Origin of the sequence: Cohnella baijiui, from assembly GCF_020731285.1 — a bacterium.
Taxonomy (GTDB): Bacteria; Bacillota; Bacilli; order Paenibacillales; family Paenibacillaceae; genus Cohnella.
Genome location: NZ_JAJFOW010000036.1, coordinates 19,720 through 44,458 on the forward strand (window position 1 = coordinate 19,720; position 24,739 = coordinate 44,458).

The 24,739-nt window shown below is 57.8% G+C and carries 23 protein-coding genes and 1 riboswitch; of the genes, 8 read left to right on the forward strand and 15 right to left on the reverse strand.

Annotation, left to right across the window (positions count from 1 at the left end; translation table 11 throughout):
- Positions 1-77: 77 nt before the first annotated feature.
- Positions 78-1,091, reverse strand: a complete 1,014-nt coding sequence (locus LKX83_RS24770) for a hypothetical protein (protein ID WP_227885520.1) — start codon at positions 1,089-1,091, stop codon at positions 78-80.
- A 209-nt stretch (positions 1,092-1,300) separates the two neighbouring features.
- On the opposite strand from LKX83_RS24770, the gene LKX83_RS24775 reads away from it, so the two are divergent.
- Positions 1,301-1,783, forward strand: a complete 483-nt coding sequence (locus LKX83_RS24775; RefSeq protein WP_227885521.1) for a GNAT family N-acetyltransferase — start codon at positions 1,301-1,303, stop codon at positions 1,781-1,783.
- Here LKX83_RS24775 and LKX83_RS24780 read toward each other — a convergent pair.
- The 5 genes from LKX83_RS24780 to LKX83_RS24800 form a co-directional block, all read right to left on the reverse strand.
- The gene (locus LKX83_RS24780) at positions 1,780-2,682 is read right to left on the reverse strand and encodes an aldo/keto reductase (protein ID WP_227885522.1); all 903 of its coding nucleotides are present in this window, start codon (positions 2,680-2,682) and stop codon (positions 1,780-1,782) included. The two genes, LKX83_RS24775 and LKX83_RS24780, sit on opposite strands and share 4 nt — an antisense overlap.
- 114 nt (positions 2,683-2,796) lie before the next feature.
- On the reverse strand, positions 2,797-3,582 hold the full coding sequence (locus LKX83_RS24785; RefSeq protein ID WP_227885523.1) for a class I SAM-dependent methyltransferase: 786 nt from the start codon (positions 3,580-3,582) through the stop codon (positions 2,797-2,799).
- Positions 3,583-3,595: 13 nt separating this feature from the next.
- Positions 3,596-4,471, reverse strand: coding sequence for a PhzF family phenazine biosynthesis protein (locus LKX83_RS24790; protein ID WP_227885524.1), 876 nt, complete (start codon positions 4,469-4,471; stop codon positions 3,596-3,598).
- Positions 4,472-4,608: 137 nt separating this feature from the next.
- Positions 4,609-7,023: an RNA polymerase recycling motor HelD gene (gene helD, locus LKX83_RS24795; RefSeq protein WP_227885564.1), complete on the reverse strand. Its 2,415-nt coding sequence runs from the start codon at positions 7,021-7,023 to the stop codon at positions 4,609-4,611.
- 299 nt (positions 7,024-7,322) lie between these two features.
- Entirely contained in the window at positions 7,323-7,901 is a 579-nt protein-coding gene (locus LKX83_RS24800; protein ID WP_227885565.1) for a TMEM175 family protein, read from the reverse strand.
- A 199-nt stretch (positions 7,902-8,100) separates the two neighbouring features.
- Between LKX83_RS24800 and LKX83_RS24805 the strand changes: the two genes are divergently transcribed.
- Positions 8,101-9,648, forward strand: a complete 1,548-nt coding sequence (locus tag LKX83_RS24805; protein ID WP_227885525.1) for an MFS transporter — start codon at positions 8,101-8,103, stop codon at positions 9,646-9,648.
- Positions 9,649-9,736: 88 nt separating this feature from the next.
- Here LKX83_RS24805 and LKX83_RS24810 read toward each other — a convergent pair whose 3' ends face one another.
- Entirely contained in the window at positions 9,737-10,522 is a 786-nt protein-coding gene (locus LKX83_RS24810) for a TetR/AcrR family transcriptional regulator (protein ID WP_227885526.1), read from the reverse strand.
- 147 nt (positions 10,523-10,669) lie between these two features.
- Here LKX83_RS24810 and LKX83_RS24815 point away from each other — a divergent pair, with 147 nt between their 5' ends.
- Positions 10,670-11,209 (forward strand): DinB family protein, encoded by a 540-nt coding sequence (locus tag LKX83_RS24815; RefSeq protein WP_227885527.1) that lies wholly within the window; start codon positions 10,670-10,672, stop codon positions 11,207-11,209.
- Positions 11,210-11,249: 40 nt separating this feature from the next.
- Here LKX83_RS24815 and LKX83_RS24820 read toward each other — a convergent pair whose 3' ends face one another.
- Positions 11,250-12,485: a glycosyltransferase gene (locus tag LKX83_RS24820; RefSeq protein ID WP_227885528.1), complete on the reverse strand. Its 1,236-nt coding sequence runs from the start codon at positions 12,483-12,485 to the stop codon at positions 11,250-11,252.
- Complete coding sequence (locus LKX83_RS24825) at positions 12,486-13,052, reverse strand: TetR/AcrR family transcriptional regulator (RefSeq protein ID WP_227885529.1); 567 nt, start codon at positions 13,050-13,052, stop codon at positions 12,486-12,488. It abuts the gene before it with no gap.
- Between the two features lie 259 nt (positions 13,053-13,311).
- Between LKX83_RS24825 and LKX83_RS24830 the strand changes: the two genes are divergently transcribed.
- Complete coding sequence (locus LKX83_RS24830) at positions 13,312-14,010, forward strand: L,D-transpeptidase family protein (protein ID WP_227885530.1); 699 nt, start codon at positions 13,312-13,314, stop codon at positions 14,008-14,010.
- Between the two features lie 17 nt (positions 14,011-14,027).
- Here LKX83_RS24830 and LKX83_RS24835 read toward each other — a convergent pair whose 3' ends face one another.
- Positions 14,028-14,384, reverse strand: coding sequence for a winged helix-turn-helix transcriptional regulator (locus LKX83_RS24835; protein WP_227885531.1), 357 nt, complete (start codon positions 14,382-14,384; stop codon positions 14,028-14,030).
- 174 nt (positions 14,385-14,558) lie between these two features.
- Between LKX83_RS24835 and LKX83_RS24840 the strand changes: the two genes are divergently transcribed.
- Both LKX83_RS24840 and LKX83_RS24845 read left to right on the forward strand, forming a co-directional pair.
- Positions 14,559-15,134 carry an NAD(P)H oxidoreductase gene (locus tag LKX83_RS24840; protein WP_227885566.1) on the forward strand — a complete coding sequence of 192 codons (576 nt, stop codon included), beginning with the start codon at positions 14,559-14,561 and terminating at the stop codon, positions 15,132-15,134.
- A 159-nt stretch (positions 15,135-15,293) separates the two neighbouring features.
- Complete coding sequence (locus LKX83_RS24845) at positions 15,294-16,325, forward strand: aminoglycoside phosphotransferase family protein (RefSeq protein ID WP_227885532.1); 1,032 nt, start codon at positions 15,294-15,296, stop codon at positions 16,323-16,325.
- 48 nt (positions 16,326-16,373) lie between these two features.
- Here the strand turns inward: LKX83_RS24845 and LKX83_RS24850 are convergent, their stop codons facing one another.
- From LKX83_RS24850 to LKX83_RS24860, 3 genes are all read right to left on the reverse strand, one after another.
- Positions 16,374-17,066: a class D sortase gene (locus tag LKX83_RS24850; RefSeq protein WP_227885533.1), complete on the reverse strand. Its 693-nt coding sequence runs from the start codon at positions 17,064-17,066 to the stop codon at positions 16,374-16,376.
- A gap of 101 nt (positions 17,067-17,167) precedes the next feature.
- Entirely contained in the window at positions 17,168-18,697 is a 1,530-nt protein-coding gene (locus LKX83_RS24855; protein WP_227885534.1) for an Ig-like domain-containing protein, read from the reverse strand.
- Between the two features lie 116 nt (positions 18,698-18,813).
- Positions 18,814-19,812, reverse strand: coding sequence for a DUF11 domain-containing protein (locus LKX83_RS24860; RefSeq protein WP_227885535.1), 999 nt, complete (start codon positions 19,810-19,812; stop codon positions 18,814-18,816).
- A 76-nt stretch (positions 19,813-19,888) separates the two neighbouring features.
- A riboswitch (cyclic di-GMP riboswitch) is annotated at positions 19,889-19,983 on the reverse strand.
- A 335-nt stretch (positions 19,984-20,318) separates the two neighbouring features.
- On the opposite strand from LKX83_RS24860, the gene LKX83_RS24865 reads away from it, so the two are divergent.
- The gene (locus tag LKX83_RS24865; RefSeq protein WP_227885536.1) at positions 20,319-20,729 is read left to right on the forward strand and encodes a hypothetical protein; all 411 of its coding nucleotides are present in this window, start codon (positions 20,319-20,321) and stop codon (positions 20,727-20,729) included.
- Between the two features lie 271 nt (positions 20,730-21,000).
- Here LKX83_RS24865 and LKX83_RS24870 read toward each other — a convergent pair whose 3' ends face one another.
- A complete protein-coding gene (locus LKX83_RS24870; RefSeq protein ID WP_227885537.1) occupies positions 21,001-22,143 on the reverse strand; it encodes a response regulator in 1,143 nt (380 codons plus the stop codon).
- Positions 22,144-22,312: 169 nt separating this feature from the next.
- On the opposite strand from LKX83_RS24870, the gene LKX83_RS24875 reads away from it, so the two are divergent.
- Complete coding sequence (locus LKX83_RS24875; protein WP_227885538.1) at positions 22,313-22,831, forward strand: hypothetical protein; 519 nt, start codon at positions 22,313-22,315, stop codon at positions 22,829-22,831.
- Positions 22,832-22,891: 60 nt separating this feature from the next.
- Here LKX83_RS24875 and LKX83_RS24880 read toward each other — a convergent pair whose 3' ends face one another.
- Positions 22,892-24,739 carry a glycoside hydrolase family 127 protein gene (locus tag LKX83_RS24880; protein WP_227885539.1) on the reverse strand — a complete coding sequence of 616 codons (1,848 nt, stop codon included), beginning with the start codon at positions 24,737-24,739 and terminating at the stop codon, positions 22,892-22,894.

Genomic DNA, 24,739 nt, shown 5'->3' on the forward strand with positions numbered 1-24,739 from the left:
AAAGGTTTATTCGAATAAACCTACTCCATAAAGTTTATCGCAATAAACCTCCGAAAAGCAACCCTTGCAACTCGCCGCTAATGCACCCAAACCTCCGAGTGGTAGGCCTTCATGAAGTCGAGAAACCCTTCCAACAAGGCGACGCCCGCGGTCTCGGCCTTCCGGGCCCGCTCCAGCAGCAAGACGGCGCGATCCGCGATGGCGGGATCCTTCGGCGCGCCGCCTTGGGGAAACGGAAACAGCGCTCGCAGCTCGGCGAAGGCCGACGCCACCTCTTCGTAATGGCCCGCGGCCGCCGCGGCGTACTCGCGCACTTTGCGCTCCACGAAGTTGGCGCCGTCCCAGCCGCCGACGAGCTCTTGCAGAAATCGAGCCGCAAACTCGCGCGCGTCGCCGACGACTCCCGCGTTGTAGGCGTTGCCCAATTCGTCCGCCGCGCGGTTTTTCATGACCTGGATCCACGCGTCGTATCCGGCGAGTCCCGTGGCGATCCGGTCCCGGAAAAAATCGGCGTCGCTCCATTCCCGTCCCCGCGAATGATCCACGATCATGTCGAGCGCCATCCGCAGCATCTCGTATTTGGAATGGGGGAGGCTTTCGCTAATGGTGATCAAATACAGCACATGGATGCGCGGGTTCGCGAACTTGTCGTACGGGATCGTGCCCTCTTGGGTCACATCCTTGGCGTAGAGCAGCTGCTTCTCGTCGTCGTAGCCGTAGATCAGGCCGAATTCCGGCCCGAACAGGTCGAAGCCGATCGCGGGCACGCCCTTGTCGATCGTCTCGTGCAGCATGGCCATCGTCCGCTCCAGCTGGTCGGGCGTCGGCGGGACCGGCGCTCCTCCCATGTTGCTGATGAAGCCCAGGTTGCACAGATTGCGGCGCAGAATATAGCCTCCGGGAAACGAAGTCGGACCTTCGATGCCGATGCGTTCCCGTTCGATGTTCATGCGGAACGCGTGCCCGGTCAGGCCCATCACGTCCACGAGGGACAGGTGCTTTTTGTCCGTATAGCCGACCGCCCCGAAGATGGCGTAAGCCGCCGTCGTCCACGTTTCATTCCAATTGTCCTTGCGATTGACCTCCGCCAAGTTGCTTCCTCCTCCATCGGATTAGCCCGCGGGCGTCCCCACGATGTTGCAGCGCTTATCCGGTTAGATGCCGCCGGCTTCGGAAATCTATCGGCACCGGACAAAAAGAAGGCAGTGGACTTGCCGGATGGCGCGGAATTGGATCTTCCCGTGCGTGCGACTTGTCTATACGATAGATCTACGAAATGACGAAAAAGGAGCGAGGATTGATGCCGTATCGTCCGCAACCCGATCTGACGATCGCGCCGTTCGCCGAGGAGGATCGCAACCGTTGGGAGACGCTCGCTCGCGGGTACAAAGCGTTCTATGAAACGGAGCTTCCCGATGCCGCCTACGAAGAGACTTGGCGGCGCCTGCTCGCCCGCGACGGGGTCTTCGGGCTCGGCGCCTATAAGCGGGGAGAATTGATCGGCATCGCCCACTATTTGTTCCACCGGGCGATCTGGTCGGAGGATGTCTGCTACCTGCAAGACCTGTTCGTAGACGAGGCGGCGCGCGGGCAAGGCGCGGCACGCGCGCTCATCGAACGGGTCGCGGAAGAGTCGCGGAGGCGGGGTGCCGCGAGATTGTATTGGCAGACCCGTCACGACAATGCCGTCGCGCGGGCGCTTTACGACAAGGTCGGAGAGCACCGGGGCTTCATCCGCTACGACTATCCGTTGGACGGGGCCTCCGGAGCCCCGAGACGTTAGCGATGCAGCGTATACCGGTTCGCCTTGCTGAGACGGCGGATCGCCTCGACCTCCGCTTGGGCGAGAGGCGGCACGTCCGCTGCGGCGAGGTTCTGCAGGAGCTGCTCGCGCGAACTGGCGCCCGGGATCGCGACGGCGACCGCCGGGTGGCTCAGCGCGTACCGGATTGCGAGCTGCGTGAGGCTCCGCGAATCCGCCGTCAGCTCCTTCAGCCGCTCGCGGAGCTCGAGCAGCTCGTCCAGCTCGTAGTCCGGCAAGCCCTTGGACGGCTGCCGATTCGCGGCCAGCGCCCCGCTCGCGAGCGGACCTCGCGCGATAACGCTGATTGAATGCTCCTCCAGGAGCGGCAGCACCGTCTCCTCCGCGCGGCGGTCCACGATGCTATAGCTATTCATGACGCTCGCGATGGCGGAACGCGCGGCATACTCGCGAATGACGTTCGGCCGGATGGAGGAGATGCCGTAAGCGCGGACGACCCCTTCCCGCTTCAGTTGCTCGAAAGCCTCGATCGTCTCGTCGATCGGATCGTCCAGCGTGCCCCCGTGCAGCTGGTACAGATCGATGTAGTCCGTCCCCAGCCTGTGCAGGCTCATCTTAACCGCCGACAGGATGTACGCCTTGGATGCATCCCAGGTCCAGCCTTCCTGGCCGGGGATGCGCCGGTTGCCGACCTTCGTCGCCAGCACGACGCGCTCTCGCCTTCCCTTGATCGCTTGGCCGACGATCTCCTCGTTGCGCCCCGCATCGTACAGATCTGCCGTATCGAGCAGCGTGACGCCCCGCTCGAGCGCCTCGTGGATGATGGCCGTCGCCTTGCGCTCCTCCGTCCCTAGCGACATGCAGCCGAGTCCGATCTCGCCGACGATCAGCTCGGACGCGCCTAGCCGATTTTGCTTCATGGCTTGTTTGGCCTCCCTTTGCGGTGATAGACGTTACGTTATGCTATTAGTCTACCATAACGAAGACCGGCCTCTCCTTCAGAGATGCCGGCCTTCAAACACCTATGGATCTTCTTATCTTTCCTTGGCTTCAATGAGATAGTGAAAGCCTGTCGTCCGGAGACCCTTGTCGCCGGCGTGTTTCTCGAATTGCTTGACGATCCGGCCGTAGCATTGTTCCCTCGCGTACGCGCGGAACTCGTCGCTTTGTCCGAAGCAGGCGATTTCGAAGACGTCTTCCGGCGAGGGAAGCCATGCAGTCTCTCTCAGCGTCGTCAGACGGATGTCGGTCAAGCCGCTGTCCGCCAGCCTCTCCCGGATTTGATCCAAGATCGGCGTACCCGCCGCGGGCGGAGCGAACAAGCCTGGAAAAACGATGCCTAGCTCTCCCCCTTCGCCATTGCCGTCGCCCGGATGGAACAGCACGATTGCACCGCCGGGCCGCACGACGCGGTTGCCCTCTTTGTACCAGCTGGTCGGTCCCTTTTTGGTGTAGGCCATATCGAAAGTATCGTTCGGAAAAGGCAGGCCGTCATGCGTGTTTCCCAACACGTATCGGACATTCGGCGGGCGATTCCGGTCGGCGGTCGCCAAAAACCCTTCCGTCATATCGTAACCGACCACTTCCTCGGCTTGGCTCGCCCAACGGCTCGTATAACCGCCGTGAGCGCACCCGACGTCCAGCACCCTGCCGCGCGCGGCGGAGATGAGCTTATCCGTCAGAACTTCTTCATCGGTCGGTCCTTCATAGACGCTCCGCCAAGGAAACTCGTATTTCCCCGTCCGGGCCGCCAATTGATTGCACCATGCCAGCGATTGCGGCTTCAAATAATCCGGGTGGCGCGTCAAATCGGGAAACATATCCCCGCTCCTTTCAGATGGAGACTTCGAACTGCTGCACGTAGACGGCGGTTCCCGTGATCTCTACGATGTCGCCATTCGCGACGGTTACCCGAACCCTTCCGTCCCTTCCGATTTCTTGGCCTTGTTCGATCAGAAGATTCCTTGCGGCATCCGGCGTCGGGTCGATGTATCTCGCATAGTAAGCCCCCATGACGCCCGAGGCCGTTCCCGTCACGGGATCCTCCACCGTTCCGGAAAAAGGGGAGGAAAAATGGCGGGCATGCATGTGCGCCAGGGGGTCGTACGCGTCCAGGCAAAAGGGATGGACGGACGCGCGTGGCATCTCAACCAACAGTTGCGGAAACCTCGCGTTGTCCGGCTTCATCCGGGAAAAGGCGGATAGATGGCGAATCGGCACCAGCAAGGTCCACGTCCCCGTGCTGCCATAACAGACAGGCAGATCCGTCCGAATGTCGTCTTCCTCCAGGCCCAAGGCATGCGCCAAGGCAGGAAGCGAACCGCGAAACGGCTCGAAGCGAGGCGCCGCTTGGCGCATGGTGATGTGCCAGCCGTCATTTTGACGAAGCCGAATCGGCAAAATCCCCGCCCGCGTCTCGATCGTCAGCTGCGTCCGGCCGCCCAGATTTCCTTTCATTTTCAAAGCATACAGGGTGGCCATCGTCGCGTGTCCGCACAGATCGATCTCATGCCCCGGCGTGAAGAAGCGGATTCTCGCATCGGCCCGATCCGAAGGGAGCGGGAACGCGGTTTCGTTAAATCCGACCTCGCCCGCAATCGCCCTCATCTGATCGTCGCTCAGCCGCTCGCCGCCCCACACGATCCCCGCGGGATTGCCTTGATGGGGGATCGGGCTGAACGCATCGTAGTGGTCGACCCGAATCTTCATAAGATGACCCCTTTCCGTTTGTTAAAAAGGAAAGTTCGATGCGAAATGGCTAATTCCTTTTAATGAGCATTCCCGGCAACAAGGGGCAACCATCGTTGAGGCCTATCCGGTTCCCCCAGATTCTCCGAGCTATCGTTTCATGGGTTCGTTCCGTCCACCTCATACAAGGACGCATCCAATCCTTGGACAAACGGGGTCCATTCTCCTGCCGCATACAGCAGCAGCCGATGCATCGCGCGCGTGCACGCCGTATAGAAGAGCTTGCGCTCGCTCTCCCGCCGATACGTCCGCGAAGAAGCGTCATAGATCAGTACGGCGTCGAATTCGACGCCCTTCGCGAGATACGCGGGAATGACCAGCGTTCCCTTCTCGAAGGTCGGCGTCGTCTTCGTAACCAGCCGCAGCGACGGGCATCCCTCCGCGGTTAAGAGGTCGTAAGCGTCGCGGCTTTCGGCCGCCGTTTTCGCAATGACGGCAATGGAGGAGAAGCCTTCCGCCTGAAGTGCCGCGAGATCCTCCGCCATTCGCGACGCCAGCCGCTCGCCGTCGTCCGACCTCGAGAGGAGCGGCTTCTCCCCGCTTCGGTCGAAGGGCACGATCTCCCCTCCATCCGGCAGCATCGCCTTGGTAAACGCCACGATCTCCCGGGTGGACCGGTAACTGCGGACAAGCCGAATGAGCTTCGTGTCGGACTCGCCGTAAAGCCCGAGCAGCGACGAGTCCGGACCGTGCAGCTCCGTCGACTGCGCGAAGATGGCCTGGCCGAAATCGCCGAGCACCGTCATGCGCGCGCGGGGGAACAGCTTTTTCAGAAATTCGTATTGAAACATCGAATAATCCTGACCCTCGTCGACGAAGACATGCCGCACCTCCGCATTCGTCCGAATGCCCTCCACGAGCTCCTTTAAATACAGGTAAGGCGTCGCATCTTCATAGAACAGCTCGAAACGACCCAGCTTCTCCTTGGTTTGTTCGCAAATGTCCGACCACAGCTCGGGAACTTCGTTCTCCTCCGTCATCCTCCGATATGTGTCCTCTTGACCGAATAGCTGCGCGTAAAGTCCCGCCATATCGAGGAACGCCATTCGCTTCACGCTTCGCCTTAACGGCTTAAAGCTTTCTTTGACGAGCATGCGGCGCAGTATTTCTTCTTCCCGGTCCGCATAGTCGAATGCGCCCTCGTCCCGCCGGGGCCTGCGGTTCACCCTCTCTTGAATTTCCTCATACTGCTCGGCAAAGTCAAATACGCCCCTCTCTTTGTGCAACTCGCCGAACGCCGCGGCATATTGGTCTTTGTCCAGATAATGAAGCTCCTCCTCGACCCAGGGAGCCTCCCGCTCCTTGCGCTCCAGCACGGTCAGCTCATTCAACAGCCACTCTTGCAGCAAGGTGACGCGATTGGCCAACCGGACGGAAGGATCGTAATCGTAAAACTTGGCTTTGATTTGCGCGGCCGAGATCAATTCGCGGTCCCTGAAACGGATGCCGTTGAATCGCATGCCCTCCTGCTCCAGCCACTGCGCGTACTGTTGGAGAGCTCGCAGAAAGGCCGGGGAGGCTTTGTAGGCGATCCCGCTCAGCCTTGCATCGCGCTCCGGCGCCGTCAGCGTGTATTCGATCTGGTCGAACGGATCCTCCAGACGGAACGTCGCACCGAGCTCGTTATCCAGATATTCCTGGAAGGTCGTCTGCTGCATGTTTTCTTCCCCCAGCTCGGGAAGAACGGTGGATACATAGCTGTTGAACATGGGATTGGGCGAGAACAATACGATTTGATCCGCTTTGAGCCGCTCCCGGTGTTTGTACAGCAAATACGCGACCCGCTGCAGGGCGGCGGAGGTCTTCCCGCTGCCCGCCGCCCCCTGCACGACGAGCATCCGGCTTTTGTCCTCCCGGATAATGGCGTTTTGCTCTTTTTGGATCGTCGCCACGATGCTCTTCATCTGGGCATCCGCCCCTTTGCCAAGCACCTGCTGCAGCAATTCGTCGCCGATCGTCAAGCTCGTGTCGAACACGTTCATTAATCGGCCCTCGCGAATCTGATACTGCCGCTTCAGCTTCATCGTCCCCGCGACGGAGCCCGCCGGCGTCTCGTAGGAAGCCGCTCCCGGGGAATAGTCGTAGTACATGCTCGCGATCGGCGACCGCCAGTCATAGATCAGAAAGCTAAGGCCATCCGAATCGACGAAGGACGATACGCCGATGTAGATCCGCTCGCCGGAGCTCAGACCCTCCTCATGAAAATCGATGCGCCCAAAATAAGGGGATGGCAGCAGCCGATTTATGTTTTTCCATTGCTGCAAGCGAAGCCGGTGGCTTCTCTCCCGTTCGGACAAGAGCGCCTCCTGCTGCCTGATGCTGTAGAACGTCTCTTCGAAATCTTCTTGGGTGCTCGTATTGACCGTCACTTCCTCCCAGAATCGCCTGCGGAAATCCGTCGTCTGATCGCGCAGCCCGGCTACTTCCGGCTCCAGCTCGGCGATTCTCGCCCGCAGCTTATCCGTCACCCCGTTCAGCCTCTCTTGCTCTTCCTTCCAATCTTTTTCGTTCATCATCCTCTGCCCACGCTCCCCTTCAGTGATATCTGCAGAAAAAGACGTTTGACAAACCGCTGCGCCACATGATAATATAGAATTGTAGATAAGATGGACTACATATGCCTAAATTCAAATGCAGTGGTTTTCTAAGCTTACCACAGCATTTCTTTGCGCGCAATATTGGATTTAAGAGTCAATCCCGGCAGCAAGCTGCCGGGATTTTTCGTGCCGGGTCCTCCAACAAAAAATCACCCCTATGCGGGGTGATTTTTTGTTTGAACGGAAATGGCCGCGCGCGCGCCGAAGACCCGATGCTAGCGCCCTTTCAGAACATGCTCGATTCGCTTGTCCGGCACGAACCAGATCACGGCAACAAGGACGAAAAAGAAGCCGGATATCCAAGGACTTATATACGCGGTCAAGGCGGCGATCAAGTAGAGAAAGGGGGACAACTTCCCCTTCCAGTCTTTGCCCATCGCGATGACGAACCTGGAATCGCCGCTATGCTGGCTCATGATCGTCCGTTGAACGAGCGAATAGGAGATTGCCGCCAACAGCAGGATGATGCCGTAGAGAGCCGTCGGCGTCGCCGAAAAGTGGCTCTCCCCCATCCAGGCCGTCGTGAACGGGATCAGGGATAACCAAAAGAGCAGCAGCAGGTTCAGCCACATCAGCCGGCCGTTCATCGTTCGAACCATATGCAGCAGATGGTGATGGTTGTTCCAGTAGATGCCGACATAGACGAAACTGAAAATGTAGCTCAGCATTTTCGGGCCGAGGTCGACCAACGCATGCCAATCATGTTCTTCCGGAATTTTCAATTCCAGCACCATGATCGTAATGATGATCGCCAGCACGCCGTCGCTGAACGCTTCCATCCGGTTCGCTTTCAGAGGCTTCACCTCTTCCTTTCTTCTCCGCTCTTCACTTACTAAACAACAGTAACTTCGCATATCGCCCTTCCGTTTGTCAAGTCCAATTGCAAGCGTTCAGCCAAGCCTCGAAAAATCTGTATTGACCATATACTGTTTATACAATATACTGATTACATCAAATACAGTTTCGAACGAAACCGAAAAGGAGTGGATTGTTGTGACCCAAGCAACGCATGCCGACACGCACCAAGCCGGCCGCAAGGAATGGATCGCGCTTGTCGTCCTTTGTCTCCCGCTGATGGTCGTCTCGATGGACGTCTCCGTCCTGTTCTTTGCCGCCCCCGCCATTGCCGCGGATTTGCAGCCGACGGCTACGCAGCAATTGTGGATTTTCGACGTGTACGGATTTATTCTCGCCGGTCTGCTGCTCACCATGGGCGCCGTCGGCGACCGCATCGGGCGACGTCGCCTGTTGATGATCGGCTCTGTCGGATTCGCGGTCAGTTCGGCGTTCGCCGCGTACGCCCATTCGGCCGAGTCCTTGATCCTGGCCCGGGGAATCATGGGCATTGCGGGATCGACCCTCATGCCTTCGACGCTCGCTCTCGTACGTACGATGTTTCAGAACCCCGCCCAGCGGACCAAAGCGCTGTCCGTCTGGAGCGCCGTCATGGCCAGCGGCGTCACCGTCGGGCCGATCATCGGCGGTCTGCTCATCCAATCCTTCTCTTGGGGTTCGGTGTTCCTCATCAACATCCCGGCGATGGCGCTGCTGCTGGCCATCGCGCCGTTCCTGCTGCCGGAGTCCCGCAGCGCCGCACGCACCCGGCTCGATCTGTTCGGCTCGTTCCTGGTACTCGCCGCCATTCTGCCCGTCACCTACGGCGTCAAAACGCTCGCCGAAGACGGCTGGGCTATTGCTCCCGTCGTTGTTCTCGTGGTCGGCATCCTCTTCGGAATCGGATTCGTGAAGCGTCAGTTGAGCGTCTCGCATCCTTTGATCGATATCCGCGCGTTGACGGAGAGGCGGACCGGCGGTTCGATCCTCATGAACCTGATCGCCACGTTCGCGTTAATGGCAAGCGCATTGGTGAACACTCAATTCCTCCAATCGGTGCTCGGATATTCTCCGTTCGTTGCCGCCCTTTGGAGCGTGCTGCCCTCGGTAGCCGTCGGAGCGGCGGCGCCGCTCGCCGCGAAGCTGTCGCTCGCCCATGGGCGGCCGCGGGTGATGGCCGGAGGCTTCCTGCTGTCGGCGATCGGATTCGCCGTCCTGACCCAGGTCCGGCTCGATGGCTTCTCTCCGCTGACCGTCGTGCTGGTCGGAGCCGGATTGGTCGCGGCGGGAATCGTGTCCGTCATGACCCTCGTCACCGACTATGTCGTAAGCGTCGCGCCGGCCGATCGGGCGGGCGCGGTCGGAGGCCTTATCGAGACCTCCAGCGAGCTCGGAGGCGCCTTCGGCATCGCCCTTCTCGGCTGCATCTTCGCGGCGGTTTATCACCGCGCGGTAGCACCCCTTCTGCCCGCTCATCTCACGGCGGAAGCGGCTCATGAGGCCAAACAAACCATTGCCGGAGCGTCCATCGCCGCGCAGCATTTGCCCGCCGAAACGGCGTCCCAAGTGATGGCCGCTTCCAAGGACGCCTTTATGACCGCGATGCATGCCACCTGCCTTGTCGCCTGCGTCATCCTGCTGATCACCACGGCAGTCTCGCTGGTGCTGCTCCGCGAAAAGAAACAAGCCGTCAGCCACGCCGCGTAATATCGGGCTAAAACTGATGTGTGACCGATGAAAAAAGCTGCTTCCAGGGTCGCGACCCCGGAAGCAGCCTTTCTCGTTGCTGAACCCTTTAGCGTTCCTTTTTTCGCTCTAAAAATAGTTCGATGCCATCCAGAATCCGCTCTAATCCGAAATCGACGTCGCTGCCGACATTGTTCTCTTCCTCGTTCTCCCCGGTGTAGGCGCCGGACATGACGAGCGGATGCAGATGCGGGAATTGTTCCGGCTTGACCAGCGCCCGAAGCGCCGCCGAATAATTCAGCCCGCTGAACTCCTCCACGCTGGTGCCCGTCTGAACGGCCCGGTCGATATCACGCTGCAGCATCCCGCAGGTGCGGGCGTAGCCGCTCACTAGAAGCACGATGGACATTTTCTCGTATTCGCCCAGCTCCAGGCCCCGCAGGGGCCGAAGCCCCCAATCGACGATGCGAAGATTGTTGGGCCCGATCGGAATCCCTAAGATCGGGATATCTCCGTACCAGGGATGATTCCGAAAAATGTCGATGGTCCCCATCACATACTCCCGCAAGCCCTCCCGCCATTCCTGCGGCGGTCTCTCCGGAGGCAGCGGAATATCGCAGGCCGCGTCCTGCATGAGAAGCAGCAGAGCGTCCTTGCTCGGAATGTAGCGGTAGAGCGACATCGCCGTGAAGCCGAGCTCCGATGCCACCCGATTCATCGAAACGGCTTGGATGCCGTCCTTGTCCGCGACTTCGACCGCCTTCGCCACGATCTGGTCGATGCTCATCTCCCGCTTGGGCCCGCGCTGCGGCGGCTTCACCAGTCCCCAGCCGAGCGCGGCCCCCGCCGGGAGCAGCTTTGCCGCCTCTTCCGGCGTCAAGTCTTCTTTAGACATCTCTTGACCTCCCATTAAATGTTTATACAATAAACAGTATATCACACTACGGCTAAAATCGGAAAACAACAAAAAACGCTACTGACATATCGGTGTCAGGAGCGTTTTTATATGATGCACATAAACGATCCAAGGAGCTGTTGAAACGTGCGTACAAACGAGGCTTTGCAGCAATTCCAAGAAACGGTGAATGTGTATCTGCGAGAATTGGACGGTTTCAGCATGGAGCAGTTGAGCTTCCGGCCGTCGGAAAGCGAATGGTCAATCGGGCAGATGTATCAGCATTTGGTTCAATCCGCCCTATTTATGCAACTTCGAAATGCGGAGCAATGCCTGACGGGAAGCAACGATTCGGAAGCGCCCATCATGGAAAAAACTGATGTGGGTGCCGCCGTCTTCAAACAGGGAAGCTTTCCGCCTATGCGTATTCATGTTCCGCCGTCCCCGCAGTATACGCCGCAGCAGCCGGAGACCAAAGATCAGCTGATTCAGGGACTCGCGTCAGTGATCCGGCGGATGAAGGAAATTCAACCTTCCCTGGAAGAAACATCGGCTCAAAACACCGTTCCTCACCCGAGATTCGGAGGGCTCAATGCCGAAGAATGGTTCCTGCTCGTGGAAATGCACTACCGCCACCATTTGCTGCAGTTGAATCGGTTGAAGCAAGCGATCGGAGAGCGGCATTGATATTTCCGATAGGGGTCACCGCAGCGTCCGCAGGCGTGACTTAGCTGCGCGGATGCCCTAATAGCCGCATTTCAACAGCGGTTGCCGCGGCAATAGGTCCGCCCGCCGACGCGAATCCTTCGGATACTTTGCGGGCACCTTCGACGCACGTCATCGCCTCGCGCACCTTCATCCGAAGGCGATCCGGGCTGAGCCGACTGGCGGGCAACCGCGTGCCGGCTCCCGCTACCTCGACGCGTCGTGCTACCTCCAATTGATCGCGACCGAAAGGCACCGCGCATACAGGCACGCCGTGCAGAAGCGCTTTCTGGGTCGCCCCCATGCCGCCATGCGTAATGGCGCATACGGCTCGGTCAAGTACGAGTCCATGGGGAAGAAACGGCAATAAGCTGGCATGGGCTGATGATCGAAAGGAGGCTGCATCTTGCGAGGGGAGCGTTGCGATGAGGTGGACATTCTCTTTCGCAAGAGCGTCCAGCGCGGTTGCGATGAGGCGACCGTCATTCTGGAACTCCGAGGAGGTTGTCACCAGTACGATCGGCCGTTCGATCTTCGTGAGCCATGCCGGAGGTTCGGCAGGAGGATCCCAAGCACAGGGGCCGACCATGGCGATATTGGGCGGCCAATCCGAGCGCGGGTATTCGAAAGGCTCGGCGGTGAGGTAAAGAAGCAGCGGCGGCCGGCCAAACAGACCATCGGCGCTGCTGACCGGGCCGAGCCCCGATCTTTTGCGTATCTCGTTGAGCGGCGACAGCAGCATGCGCTCGAAGGTGCCTACAAATAGCGGCTTCAACGCACGGTCGCGAATCCTGCCCAACGGTCCTCGCGCAGGCGGCAGCCCGGGGCCAAACGGCGGAGCGTCTCGCGAAGTCACCGCGAGCGGATAGGGGCAGAATGTCGCCCACGGACCGCCCCAAGCCTCGGCAGCCGTAACTGCGCCCCAGCAGTTCACATCCACGATGACAGCGTCGGGAGAGGTTTCCGCGATCGCTTGCTGCAGATCGGAACCGTCATATTCCGCTCGCGCGCTGAACATGCTTACGGAACGTTGCAACCCTCCCCGGGCCGTGCGCGCTTTGTAATCATCGTGGGGCATCGTTTCAATGCGGCTGTCGATGGGAGCGGCGTCGAATCCATGCGCTCGCGAAAGATCCACCTGGGAAGCTAATGTACGCAAGATGATGGTATGACCCCGATAGTTCAGCTCATCCAGAATCGGAACCAGCGGAAACAAATGTCCGCGGGCGGGCGAAGTATAGGCAAGAATACGGGCCATCTACTGACCTCCTATCCAAGGTTGAAGGAGCTCGTGCAGAGCGAGCTCGGTTTGCCTGCGGCTCAAGCCCCGATAACGGCGCAAGAGCCTCCAGGTGCTGACGTCGGTTATGGCGATCAATTGAGCAAGACGTCTCTTCCACTCTGCGCCTTTTCGTCCCGTCAGCGCCTGGGCGAAGACCCGCTCGCACCATTGCTCATGATACGCTCGGCCTTGATCGAGAATCCGGCTCACGGCGGTGATCCGCTGTTCCTCAGCCAACATGCGAAGCACCCCGTCGCCTACCTCTTCATAGTGATCGAGCAATATTCGCAGAGCTCCCGTCACGTCATCTGCTTTCGATTGGTCGCGATGGCTGGCAATTCGCTTGTATTCGCGCTCGGCGGCCGCATTGAAAAGACCGTCCTTGCCGCCGTAGCGGCGTATTACCGTCTGCACCGTAACGCCGGCACGGCGCGCCACCTCCTCAAGCGGGATGTTATCGACAGGCTTCTCGTAAAAAATACCGATGGCTGCATCCAGTATTCGTTCGCCGGTCTCTGCCGCAGCGTCCGCTCTAGCCTGCATTCGGTAAGATCGCGTAAGGTTCCCGGGCCGATCCTTGTCGTTTTCCACTTTTCATTCCTTTCGCTTTCCATCATATTCATGTTAATCACACTAACACCAAATATATGGCAAGTCAATTAGCAATGCGGCTATTTTGAATTCGCGGACGATTTTCAACTTTCTGATGCCGGCGATGCCGACCAACCGCGAATGAACCCCTCCATCGTGGGGGAAAATACCGTTTGGCGATATTACACTCTTTTGGGATGATGGTGACGGAATGAATCGCAGACGTCTGCACAAACTGATCCGAATCGGCGTATCGGTTCTCTTCTTGCTCTTCTGGAATTCGGAAGACAGGCGCGTCTTCGCGGATCCATCCCTCCCGATTGTCGCCGATCAAGGGCTCTATACGATCGAAGTGGATCCGGCCCGGCATCGGTTGGTCCTGCTCATGCAAGGACAAGTCCTACGTACTTATCCGGTCTCCGTCGGCAATCTTTCCACGCCCACGCCCGTCGGGGAATACCGGATTATTTTTAAAGGCACGAACTGGGGGCCCTCTTACGGCCCCAGATGGCTTGGCCTAGACGTTCCTTGGGGCGTATACGGCATTCATGGCACGAACAAGCCGCACTCGATCGGACAGCATATGAGTCACGGCTGCATTCGCATGTTTAACCGCGACGTGAAGGAACTATACAAGATCGTACCGCTCGGAACGCGAGTCGTCATTCTCGGGCACGTGCTTGGCGGGTCGATGCAAGAGCCTCGGCAGTTGGCCGAAGGGGATATCGGGGGCGACGTGCAGCTCATTCAGTCCCGGCTGAAAAGCGCAGGCTACTACCGCGGCGTTTGCAATGGCAAATTCAGGTCGGACACGACGGAGGCCGTAAAGAAGCTCCAGCGCGAGCTCCGCTTAACGGCGAACGGAGTGGTGTCGCTTCGCGTGTACGAATCGCTCGGATTGCTGGAATAAGACGGAAGCGTCAAGCTTCATTCCGAGCAGGAGGTTTTCCATGCGCGTCGATGGATATATTGCTCTCCCCACTCGTCCAACTGGTCTAAGATGGATTTCAGCGACATGCCGAACTCGCTTATTTCATAGACGACTTTCGGCGGCACTTGATTGTATACCGTTCTATGGATGATGCCGTCTTCCTCCAACTCGCGAAGCTGCTGAGTCAGCACTTTCTGCGAAATGTCGGGAATGGCCTTTTTTAATTCGCTCGTTCTCATAGAGCCGGGGAGGCAATTTAAATGGCACAAAATCAATAGTTTCCACTTCCCCCCTATCACCTCCAACGTCGCTTCCGAAGGAATGTTATAGGTCTGTATCGGCTGCCTTTCCATGTAAGAACCATCCTCTCTCCTCATTCTTCACGAACAGGTACCCGGAGGTACCTATAGTACTTTGATGTGCTTATCGCACATCAAAGTGCGTTCTTCCCTTTTCCCGTTGCATCCTCAATAATTTGAATGTACCTGATTCGAGGCAAAAAAGCAGGGAAATGGAAGGGGATGACTATGCATATTTTAACCGTCGTTTCGCACCCTAGGGTGAACTCATTAACCTTCTCCGCGGCCGCCAAATTTACGCAAGGCCTCGCCGATGCGGGACACCATACGGAGCTGCTGGATTTGCATCGCAGCGGATTCGATCCCGTGCTGCGGGAAGCGGACGAGCCCGATTGGTCGTCCGATCGCCAGATCTTTTCGCCGGATGTCGAGGCCGAGATGGAGCGGATGAAGAAACACGACGCGCTCGCCTTTGTTTTCCCGGTTTGGTGGTACGATCTTCCTGCGATGCTGAAGGGATATATCGACCGGGTTTGGAACAACGGATTTGCCTATGGCTCGAACAAGCTGCCTCATCGCAAAGTACTCTGGCTGGGTCTCGCGGCGGATTCTAAGGAACATATGGCGAAGAGGCAGTACGAACAGATGATGAACCGCCATTTGAACGTCGCCATCGCCGGCTACTGCGGGATCTCGAACAGCAAGGTTGAACTCTTGTACGATACGTTAGACGAAAAGCCGGAAGTGTACGATAAAATCCTAACGCAAGCTTATCAGCTCGGACGCTATTACGACAACGATTGAGCGTGGCAAAGAAGGCTTCGCCCGAAGATCCGGGCGAAGCTTTTTGGCTATCGGTGGTCTTTGTCATGATACGCGTCCATACCCGATTCCCCCTCCGTGAATAGCCTTGCTAAGAGCCACTATCTCCATTCCGCTCCCTTGGAGGAGGCGAGGTTGTCCATGCCGAATGCCTATACCTTTAGCCGGATACGCAGAATCGTTCGCCGCTTCGGTTTACATCCGTTATCCGCCAAATCGGTTGCGTCGTTTTATCGAAAGAATGCCGTCGTTCGGATACGGACGGAAAGCGGGACTTACGCGATGAAGCCCTTTATCCGGAGCAATCTGCTTCGCTCGAGTACCGTTGATCAAATGAAATCCATCGCATACAACATCCAGTTCTTGACGAATAACGGCTTCGCTGCCATACCGAAATGGCTGCAGAGCAGCTCCGGAAAGTTATGGACGTTAGACCAAGGCCGGCCCTTCTACGTAACCGAATGGATCTCTGGAAAAAGCATGGAGAATCCGGAGGATTTCGAAAAGCTGGGACGGGCGTTGGCTTCCTTGCACGCGATATCCAGTCGTTCCGTTCCCGCGAACGGCGCCTTTTATGACCTTATTGGATTTTGGAAAGGTCTGGACCGTCTCTTTCGCAGGCGAATGGCAGAAACTAGCCGAACGAATCGAACGCACCGCAGATGGTATCGAAAATTCGGAGAATCCTGCAACGGGCTTTCGGACCGGTCCTGGACCGAATTAAGCAACCCGGAGATCGCAGAGCTGCTGGAGCGGGAAAGGGCGAGTCCGGCTTTGATCCACAGCGATATCACTTCGCAGAATGTCCTGATTGCCGATAACGGGCAGCTTTTCCTGATCGACTGGGACCGGCTGAAGCCGGGATTCAGCTATGCGGACGTCGCCACGGCCCTAATGAACACGACTCGATTTCGACCCGAATTCATCCAATCGTTGTTAGACGGATACGAGGAGGTCCGCCCGCTAACCCGGGCCGAACGCCTTGTGATCGCTTCGCTGTATCGCTTGCCCCGAGAGGCTTGGCTCGCCGTCCGGTACTCCCACCGCCCGCGCAGCGGCAGCCTGCTCAAGACGGTGGAGCAAACCTGGCCTCACCGAGCAAAAGCCATGGCCTTTCTAGAGGAATGGGCAAATCGGCAGGAGGATACCCCTGCGATCGAATTGCAGCCATAAAACAACCATCCCCGACATCGATCGTCGGGGATGGTTGTTTCGGCCAAGCTAGTCGTTGAGGCTGCTTGTGACTCGTTCAAGTAAAGATTTCTTCTCGTCTTTAACTGGGTAAGCGTACAGAATATATCGTTCCGGTGCGCTTCCTACATAACGGAACGGATAGCAAGTCGTGACGACCAGCGCTTCCGTTCCCATCGAACGAATAACCGTTGTATCGTCTTTATCTACAATATCCGTGCTCTTAATTTCGTATTCGAATGTGCCATAGGGCAGTTTGACGATAAAGCGGTCTCCCAACTCCAACTTGTCGAAATTTCGAAACACGGTGTCCCGATGCCCGGATAGGAGGATTTGCTCGTCGTCCAAAGGAAACGCACTCGAGCTGTAATGTCCGACTCCTTTTTTGAGCATTTCCTCGTCTGCGCCTTCTATCATCGGAAGTTCGGCTTTCAGCTTCGGAATTTCCAATATTCCGATGACGTCATCGAGTTCGGGACGGAATGTCCGTCTGCCGACATGAGGATCGGGAAGCGTTTCGGACGATTCGCGATGCGCCATCTCGTTCGGAGGAACAACATGATCATGACCCGGATTGTACTGCTTATTTGACGGATCGATCAATGCATTCGCTTCCGCCAGCGCTTTCTTCGTGCCTGCTTGATACTCTACATATTGCAGAATAGCGAAAGTTAGGACAATCGCTCCCGATATTGCTAGGAAAGCACCCAGTATGTTGCGCATATTGCCCCTCCCTTGACTCATCGGTTTGAGCGGACCGCCGCGTCTGAGAAGAAAAGCAAACCGTTCCCGCCGAAGGGGAACATGTTTGCTTTTCGATCGGATTACGCTTTGTTTTTTCTTCTCATCAGAATCAATCCCGCGATCAAGGCAGCCAATCCCGCAAGACCCAGGTTGTAGAAATTGGCCGAGGTGTTGGGCAGTTTATTCGTTTGTCGATGATCTTGATCCGCATCGTGCGACGACCCCGTTCCGTTTTCGGAATCTGTCGAAGGTCCGACTGGGGGGATCGGATCCGTGCCCATACCAGGATCCGTTACGACAGGCGGTGGCGTTGGATCAACCGGATCAGGATTCGTCGGGTCTGTCCCCGGAGGGGTACCGGCCCCCGGATCCGTCACATTGATCTTGACCGTCGACGTCACCACGCCGCCCCGGCCGTCGCTGACCGTTACCGTGAAGCTGTCCGAGCCGACAAATCCCGGCTTCGGCACATACGTCCACGTGCCGTTCGGATTCACCGTCGCCGTTCCGTGCTGCGGATCGCTTCCTTTCGCATACGTCAGCGGATCTCCGTCCGGATCCGTCCCATTTACGTTTCCGGTCACAGGCGTGTCCTTTTGTCCCGTCACAGTTTGATCCTGCACGGACGGCGGTTGATTCGCCGTGCCCGGCGGCGGAGTTGGCGTGCTCGGCGGCGGGTTCGACGAACCCGGATCCGTTACGTCGACCGTGATCGTCGACGTGGTCGTTCCGCCTTTTCCATCATCGACAATGACGGTAAAGCTGTCTTTGCCTACATAGCCGGGTGTAGGTACATACGTCCACGTGCCGTCCGGATTAACAACTACCGTTCCATGCTGCGGATCGCTTCCTTTCGTGTACGTGAGTGGATTCCCATCCGGATCCGTTCCCTTTACGGTTCCGCTTAAGGAAGCGTTGTTCCCGGTCGTCACGTCGTAGTCCGGTACGGTCGGCGCTTGGTTCGGCTTGTCCGTCACGTTGACCGTAACGGCAGACGTGGTGACCCCGCCCTTCCCGTCGCTGACCGTTACCGTAAAGATATCCGGGCCGACATAGCCCGGGTTCGGCACATACGTCCACGTGCCGTCCGGATTTACCGTAACCGTCCCGTATGCCGGATTGCTTTCTATGGCGTAGGTCAGCGGGTCCCCATCCGGATCCGTGCCATATACGCTGCCGGATACCGACGCATCCTGCTGCGTCGTTACGCTGTAATTCGATACCGTCGGCGGCAGATTCGGCGGGTCTGTCACGTTGATCGTCACCGTAGAGGTAGAGGTGCCGCCTTTCCCATCGCTTACCGTTACCTCGAAGCTATCCGTGCCGGTATAGCCCGGATTCGGCACATATGTCCACGTGCCGTCCGGGTTGACGGTTACCGTACCGTTCTGCGGGTCGCTGCCTTTCGCGAATGTCAGCGGATGTCCGTTCGAATCCACCCCATACACGCTGCCCGTCACCGAGGTATCTTTCCATGTCGACTCTTCAAAATCCGGCGCGATCGGCGCTAGATTCACATCGGACTCTATGGTGTTCGATTCGCGAACGACCGTTTGTCCGGTCAACAAATTATCGTATTGCACAACCGCTTTATTAGCTGCTTTGATCATTCCGTAACCCGGAAGTACTTTTACCTGGAATTGGACCGTCGTTCCTCCGGGCAATTTGTCTGTATTCGAGACTCTTCCGCCTTGAGCCTGATTGGCTCCGGTTCCCAAGCGAACGACTACCCGATTGTCGCCAGCGATAAATTCTCCCTGATCATCTCCGGCGGAGTCGTTAAGGCCCCGCTATTCGGGCCGGAAACAATCTTCAACGACCCCGGAACGTATTCGGTCCCAACCGGAATGTTGTCCGAAAATACCGTGCCGGCTGTATCGTCGCCGCCCTCGTTTTTAAAATCAACCGTGTACGTCAACGTATCTCCCACTTGCACGATGGCGTTCGGAGAGACGGATTTGGTGACCATTCCGCAAGGCTCAGTACCCAGGAAGACGTCGTCCAAATGGTTGCCGTGCCCAATCGATCCAGTGGAGGTAGAAACGGCTTCAAAACCAAACCTGGTCATGGTTTGTCCTGCCGGCACCGTGTAGGTTCCCGAATAAGTTCCCCAGGCCTTATTGTCGTCAGACATTTGTTGGATGATTGAGGTATCGTAGGGGTCAGCCGTTACCGGACCGATACGAAGCTGCATCGTATCAACTCCGCTTAGGCCGATGTGTGAAAATCTCCAATAGATCGTTTGACCCGGCGTGGTCTGTACATCTTGATATAACATGCCGTCTATTGCAGCATTTAATTCTGCGTATCGATTCCCCTCAACAGGAGGAACATGCTGTTGTACATAAGGAGCAGGGTAGCCTGCAGCATAGTCCCATATTTCAATCCATGTATCCGTAGTCTTCCATCCCGGAACCTCATCTACCGTGTATGCGAAGGAACCCATAGAACCTGGTCCAGGCGGTTCCTCGAAACTGCCGTTAATCAAGGCCACTCTTGTTCCGCATCCATTGGAAGAAGGATCGGCATGTGTCATTGCCGGGGAGAGGGGGACCGACCCGGCAACGACAAGCAGAGCCATGGAAGACTTCATCAACCATTTTTTTAATTGGTTTGTCCTCGTTGTTAAGCGAGTATTACGCAATTTCACTCCTCCAATCATGGTTAATAAGATGTCCGATGATTTGCGAATCCGCACGTCACCGCGTTGTGCTTTGTTGATCATCAACCTCTCTTTCGGAATCGTATGAAAACGCAAAAAACCTCCGCCCAGTATGACAAAAGACGGAGGTTTCCCCGTATTCGGCAACTGGCTGGCATCGCGGACCTGGGAAGATCCGCATTAGCCCCTGTAGTTTTGCGTCTCCACTTTTCAGTGGATTTGCTATTGTCGTACGAATGATGAAGTTGTCGATTGCGCTCTCATGATGTAGAGTTGTTCAGAATATACCTTTTTTTCCAGCAAAAATCGATAGGACTTTTTGATTGTTTTGTAACTTTATAGGAGACATATTAGCCTTTGGAATGGATTCAAAGGTCTGGGAAACATGCCGTCGGGCAAGGCGGTAGACCTAGCCTAAAGGTCCCCGATCGACAAATTCCTCCCCCCGAAAAAAAAAAAAAACGGGGCTGTCCCAAAAGTAAGTTTCAACTACTCTTGAAAACAGCCTGATTGTGAAAAACGGTGTTTGCTGCATGTAGGATAGACGATGACTTTGGGAGCATCTTGGGGTGATAGAAGGTCAGTTTATGACCTTCTGGGACAGCCTCATTTCGGCGGAGTGGCGGGGTGCGCGGGGGAATAAGGAACAATTTGCTCCCTATTTCGACGGAGGGGCGGGAGCGCGGGGGAATAAAGAACAATTTGCTCCCTATTTCGGCGGAGTGGCGGGAGCGCGGGGGAATAAGGAACAATTTGTTCCCTATTTCGGCGGAGAGGCGGGGGCGCGGGGGAATAAGGAACAATTTGCTCCCTATTTCGTCGTAGTGGCGGGAGCGCGGAGGAATAAGGAACAATTTGCTCCCTATTTCGGCGGAATAGCGGGGGCACGGGGGAATAAGGAACAATTTGCTCCCTATTTCGACGGAATAGCGGGGGCGCGGGGGAATAAGGAACAATTTGCTCCCTATTTCGTCGTATAGGCGGGATGCGCGACTCGCACTTGGTTGGAGCATTTTGCTCCATCTGGCGACGTCGCGGCCCCCCGACCACCCTGGTTGGAGCATTTTGCTCCATCTGGCGCACTGCGGTTTCCATTCGCGTGACTGGGAATATCCCGACGTTCAAACAAAAGGACTTCAACCTCCAGTAACAAGTGGAGGTTGAAGTCCTTTTTCTCGATGAAAATCGGTTCTGCGCGGGGGGCGTAAAATGAACAGGATGACTTGAGAAAGCCCCGTCTGCTGCTCCTGCCTATCGAACGCCCGCTTCCTTCCACTGCCAATACCAATCTTCGATTTCTCGGCCCGGTTCGATTCCGGCTTCTTGCCGCAGCGCGGCGACCAGCTGGTTGTACTGGGACTCGACCGAGCCGGCGTCCCCCAATCGGTCGTAGATTCGCATCAAGGACAAGCTGTTGTCCTCGAGGAGGGGCTCGAATTGCTGGATCCGATGATGCACCGCAAGCGCTTCTTCGTCCATGCCCTGTCCGGCGTAATATTGGGCGAGCTGTCTGGCATGCTGGAGCCATAGCGCCTGCAATCGCCGCCGCTCCGCCTCGGCCCAGACATAGTTGTCCTCCCCGAAGTACGCGCCTTCGTACAGATCCACCGCGTTCCGATGCCCCGCCATGCTGGCGGGGGCCAGCGGAGGCAGCTGGCTAAGCTGACTCTCCCATTCCTCCGTATCGGTCCTGATTTCCTTCCCTTCCAGCAGATAGCCGTTTTGGACATAGCGGATCGAGAGCTTATTCTCTCCCGCATATTCGTTCAGGATGCCGCGCAGCCGGTGAATGCTGGTGTGGAGGTTGACGAGCCCTTTCTGCTCGTCCAGGTCCGGCCATAACAGTTCAAGCAGCATATCCTTGCTAATCGATCTCGACCGGTGGTGCAGCAGATAGGCGAATAACTCTTTGATCTTGGCCGTTCTGAACTTCATGCGTATCGGCATTTGTTCCGGCGTTTGCCGAACCTGCAGCGCCCCCATGCAATGAATTACGACAGGCCGCTCCGTTGCAATGGGTCGCTCTGTCGCGGGCGTCATACGGCGCTGGAGCATCCGCATCGTCTTCTCCAGCCGATCCTGCGTGACGGGCTTCATGATATAATCCAGTACCTCGAGCCCGAAGGCCGTAAGCGCATATTCATTGTGGCCGGTCGTAAAAATGACCTCCGTCTCGGGCGAAATCTCCCGAATGCGCGCCGTGGCCTGCATGCCGTTCATGCCCGGCATGAGTATATCCATGAAGACGATATCCGGCTGGCTGCGCCCGACTTCCTCGATCGCCTCTTCGGCATTCAGATAGGAGCCGATGACCTCGCAATCGCCCCTCTCGCGCAGAAGTCTCTGCAGCCAGGTCAGCGCCAGGTATTCATCGTCTACCAGAATCGCTCTCATCCGAGATCACCCCCCCCGTCCTCGCCGACGTGCCGATTCAAACGCTATGATCCCATTTTACTATGAATAGACATCTATTGGTAATCGGATTTCGGCTTTTTCGGCATGCGCCTACTTCTGGCCATCCTCCCTTATCATCGATATATTGGTTTATAGGAGGGATGAGACGATGCCGGATCTGGTCCATTTGGTAGCAGTAACGGACGAACTTCAACGTCGCGGCGTTCCGTACGCATTGGGCGGCAGCGGATTATTGCACAGCCTGGGCTTGACGGACAAGGTTCGAGACTGGGATCTGACGACCGAAGCTCCCAAAGAGCAAGTAGAGGAGGCTTTGCGCCATTTGGTCGTGCAGGAAGGAAAGAGCGGGGATTACCCTTTTGGAAGTGCGTATAAGCTGGTCATCCATCAAGAGGATCCCCAAGTGGAAATACTGAGCCGGTTCTCCATTCATACCGACAAGGGGCTTTGCCGATTGCCGACCGTTCCGGCTTCCGTGTGGAACGGTATCCGCGTCGGTAGTCCGGAAGTATGGTATGCAGCCTACGCGCTCATGAACCGACAAGATAAAGCCGATTTGCTATTCTCCTATCTAAAGGAGAAGGGAGCGGATTGGCGGGCGATTCAAATTTTGACCCAAGAACCGCTCCCCGACGAAGTGAGGGAACGGCTCGTCTCCCTGGCATGAAAAATAAGAGGCGATTCCTCCGCAGCCCGTCGGCCGCCGTCGGAATCGCCTTTTTTGCCGCTAATACGAGTAAAGCCTGACGCTCCCCGCTTCCGCGATCCAGACCTGCATAAAGCCCGGCTCCCGGTTGTCCCAAGCGTAATAGGGAGTGAACGTGCAGGGGACGCCCTCTGCCGTCATTCCCGACAGGGTGACGACGCCGCCCAGCAGGTCGGCGCGGTACCGGATCTCGAGCGGCGCGTCCGGCGACCAGGAGAACGCCTCGTACGCGAGCCCTTCGTTGCCGGCCTGCTCCGCGCAATAGACCACCGGTCCGCGCTGCAAGGCGATTCGACCCTCATTCGCCTCCACTTTCGGATGCGACCGCACGGTCTCTACAGACATATCTAACCGCAGCTCGACCGTATCTCCTTCGGACCAGTACCGCTCGACGACGACGTAGCCTTGATCCGGCTTCAGCGCATGCCCCGGCAGCGCCTCGCCGTTCACCGACAGCCGGTATCCCCGGCACCAGCCCGGGATCCGCAGTCGCACGGCGAACGCCGACGCCCGTTCGGGCGCCAGAATAAGCGCGATGCCGCCATCCCACGGGTAGCCGGTCCGCTGCTCGATCCGCACCTTCGTCCCATCGGGACCGACCGCCAGCTCGCACGTCCCGCTCATGTATTGATTGACGACCAGACCGTCCTCCGCGAGGGCATAGGCGTAATTGCCGATCGACGGCAGGAAGCGGGCCAGGTTCGTCGGGCAGCACGACGTGCCGAACCATTCGACCCGGTGATGATCGCCTCGCGAGGCCAGCGGGTTTTCGTAGAAAAACCGGTCGCCCGACAGCGACCACCCGGCCAGCGCGCCGTTGTACATCTCCCGCTCGACGATGTCGGCATAGCGGGCGTCGCCGAACAGCAGGTTCATGCGATGGTTCCAGAGCGCCATCGCAATCGCCGCGCACGTCTCGCAGTAGGCGGACTCGTTCGGCAGATCGTAATCCCGGGTGAACCCCTCGTTGTGCCGCGACGGCCCGATGCCGCCGGTCACGTACATGTTGCGCTCGACCGTATGCGACCACACCCGGTGCAGGGCGTCGACATAGCCCGGGTCCCCGGTAAGCCGGACGGCATCCGCCATGCCGGCATACAAATACATCGCGCGCACGGCATGGCCCGTCACCTGGCGAATGTCCCTCACCGGCACATCGTCCTGGCAGTAGGCCGGTCCCCAATCCGCCTTGTCCCAGATCGCCCCGACGCCGTGGCCGTGCCCCCGCTCCTCCAGCAGCCAGAGCGAAAGCTTCCGATAGCGTTCCTCGCCCGTCGCGCGGTAGAGCTTCAGGAGCGCCAGCTCGATCTCCTCGTGCCCTTCGACCCAATGCCGCTTGCCCGGACCGAACAGCCGATCGTAGTGGTCCGCCAGCCGGCAGGCGACGTCCAGCAGCACGCGCTTGCCCGTCGCTTCGTAGTAAGCCGTCGCCGCCTCGATCAGATGGCCGCCGTTGTACATCTCGTGCTTCTCCATATCGGTCCACTTGCGTTCCGGCGCCTCGAGCGTAAAATACGTGCACAAGTAGCCGTCCGGCTCCTGCGCCGCGGCGATGAGCTCGGCGATCCGGTCGACCGTCTCCTCCAGCTCGGCATCGCGGCGGTGCATGAGGGCGTAGGCCGCCCCTTCGAGCACCTTGTAGACGTCGGAGTCGTCGAAGTAAATGCCCTTGAACGACCCTTCCGCCGTTCCCGCCGCCTTCGCGAAATTGTCGATCCGCCCGGTGTCCCGGCATTGCGCAAGACAGGCCGGGAGCGTGACGTCTCTCAACAAGGCGAGCCGCGGGCGCCAGAACTCGTCTTCGATGCGCACGCTCGTGAAGGGAACGCCTCTCCAGCCGGTCAATCGCTGCTCGTTTGTCGTGTCCAT

What these genes read in the sequence shown, in the direction of transcription:
- LKX83_RS24775 (WP_227885521.1), top strand. Translation starts at nt 1,301, where the DNA reads ATGCCGTATCGTCCGCAACCCGATCTGACGATCGCGCCGTTCGCCGAG.
- LKX83_RS24780 (WP_227885522.1), bottom strand. Translation starts at nt 2,682, where the DNA reads ATGAAGCAAAATCGGCTAGGCGCGTCCGAGCTGATCGTCGGCGAGATC.
- LKX83_RS24785 (WP_227885523.1), bottom strand. Translation starts at nt 3,582, where the DNA reads ATGTTTCCCGATTTGACGCGCCACCCGGATTATTTGAAGCCGCAATCG.
- LKX83_RS24790 (WP_227885524.1), bottom strand. Translation starts at nt 4,471, where the DNA reads ATGAAGATTCGGGTCGACCACTACGATGCGTTCAGCCCGATCCCCCAT.
- helD (WP_227885564.1), bottom strand. Translation starts at nt 7,023, where the DNA reads ATGAACGAAAAAGATTGGAAGGAAGAGCAAGAGAGGCTGAACGGGGTG.
- LKX83_RS24810 (WP_227885526.1), bottom strand. Translation starts at nt 10,522, where the DNA reads ATGTCTAAAGAAGACTTGACGCCGGAAGAGGCGGCAAAGCTGCTCCCG.
- LKX83_RS24820 (WP_227885528.1), bottom strand. Translation starts at nt 12,485, where the DNA reads ATGGCCCGTATTCTTGCCTATACTTCGCCCGCCCGCGGACATTTGTTT.
- LKX83_RS24825 (WP_227885529.1), bottom strand. Translation starts at nt 13,052, where the DNA reads ATGCAGGCTAGAGCGGACGCTGCGGCAGAGACCGGCGAACGAATACTG.
- LKX83_RS24830 (WP_227885530.1), top strand. Translation starts at nt 13,312, where the DNA reads ATGAATCGCAGACGTCTGCACAAACTGATCCGAATCGGCGTATCGGTT.
- LKX83_RS24835 (WP_227885531.1), bottom strand. Translation starts at nt 14,384, where the DNA reads ATGGAAAGGCAGCCGATACAGACCTATAACATTCCTTCGGAAGCGACG.
- LKX83_RS24840 (WP_227885566.1), top strand. Translation starts at nt 14,559, where the DNA reads ATGCATATTTTAACCGTCGTTTCGCACCCTAGGGTGAACTCATTAACC.
- LKX83_RS24845 (WP_227885532.1), top strand. Translation starts at nt 15,294, where the DNA reads ATGCCGAATGCCTATACCTTTAGCCGGATACGCAGAATCGTTCGCCGC.
- LKX83_RS24850 (WP_227885533.1), bottom strand. Translation starts at nt 17,066, where the DNA reads ATGCGCAACATACTGGGTGCTTTCCTAGCAATATCGGGAGCGATTGTC.
- LKX83_RS24855 (WP_227885534.1), bottom strand. Translation starts at nt 18,697, where the DNA reads ATGATCAAAGCAGCTAATAAAGCGGTTGTGCAATACGATAATTTGTTG.
- LKX83_RS24860 (WP_227885535.1), bottom strand. Translation starts at nt 19,812, where the DNA reads ATGATCAACAAAGCACAACGCGGTGACGTGCGGATTCGCAAATCATCG.
- LKX83_RS24870 (WP_227885537.1), bottom strand. Translation starts at nt 22,143, where the DNA reads ATGAGAGCGATTCTGGTAGACGATGAATACCTGGCGCTGACCTGGCTG.
- LKX83_RS24875 (WP_227885538.1), top strand. Translation starts at nt 22,313, where the DNA reads ATGCCGGATCTGGTCCATTTGGTAGCAGTAACGGACGAACTTCAACGT.
- LKX83_RS24880 (WP_227885539.1), bottom strand. Translation starts at nt 24,739, where the DNA reads ATGGACACGACAAACGAGCAGCGATTGACCGGCTGGAGAGGCGTTCCC.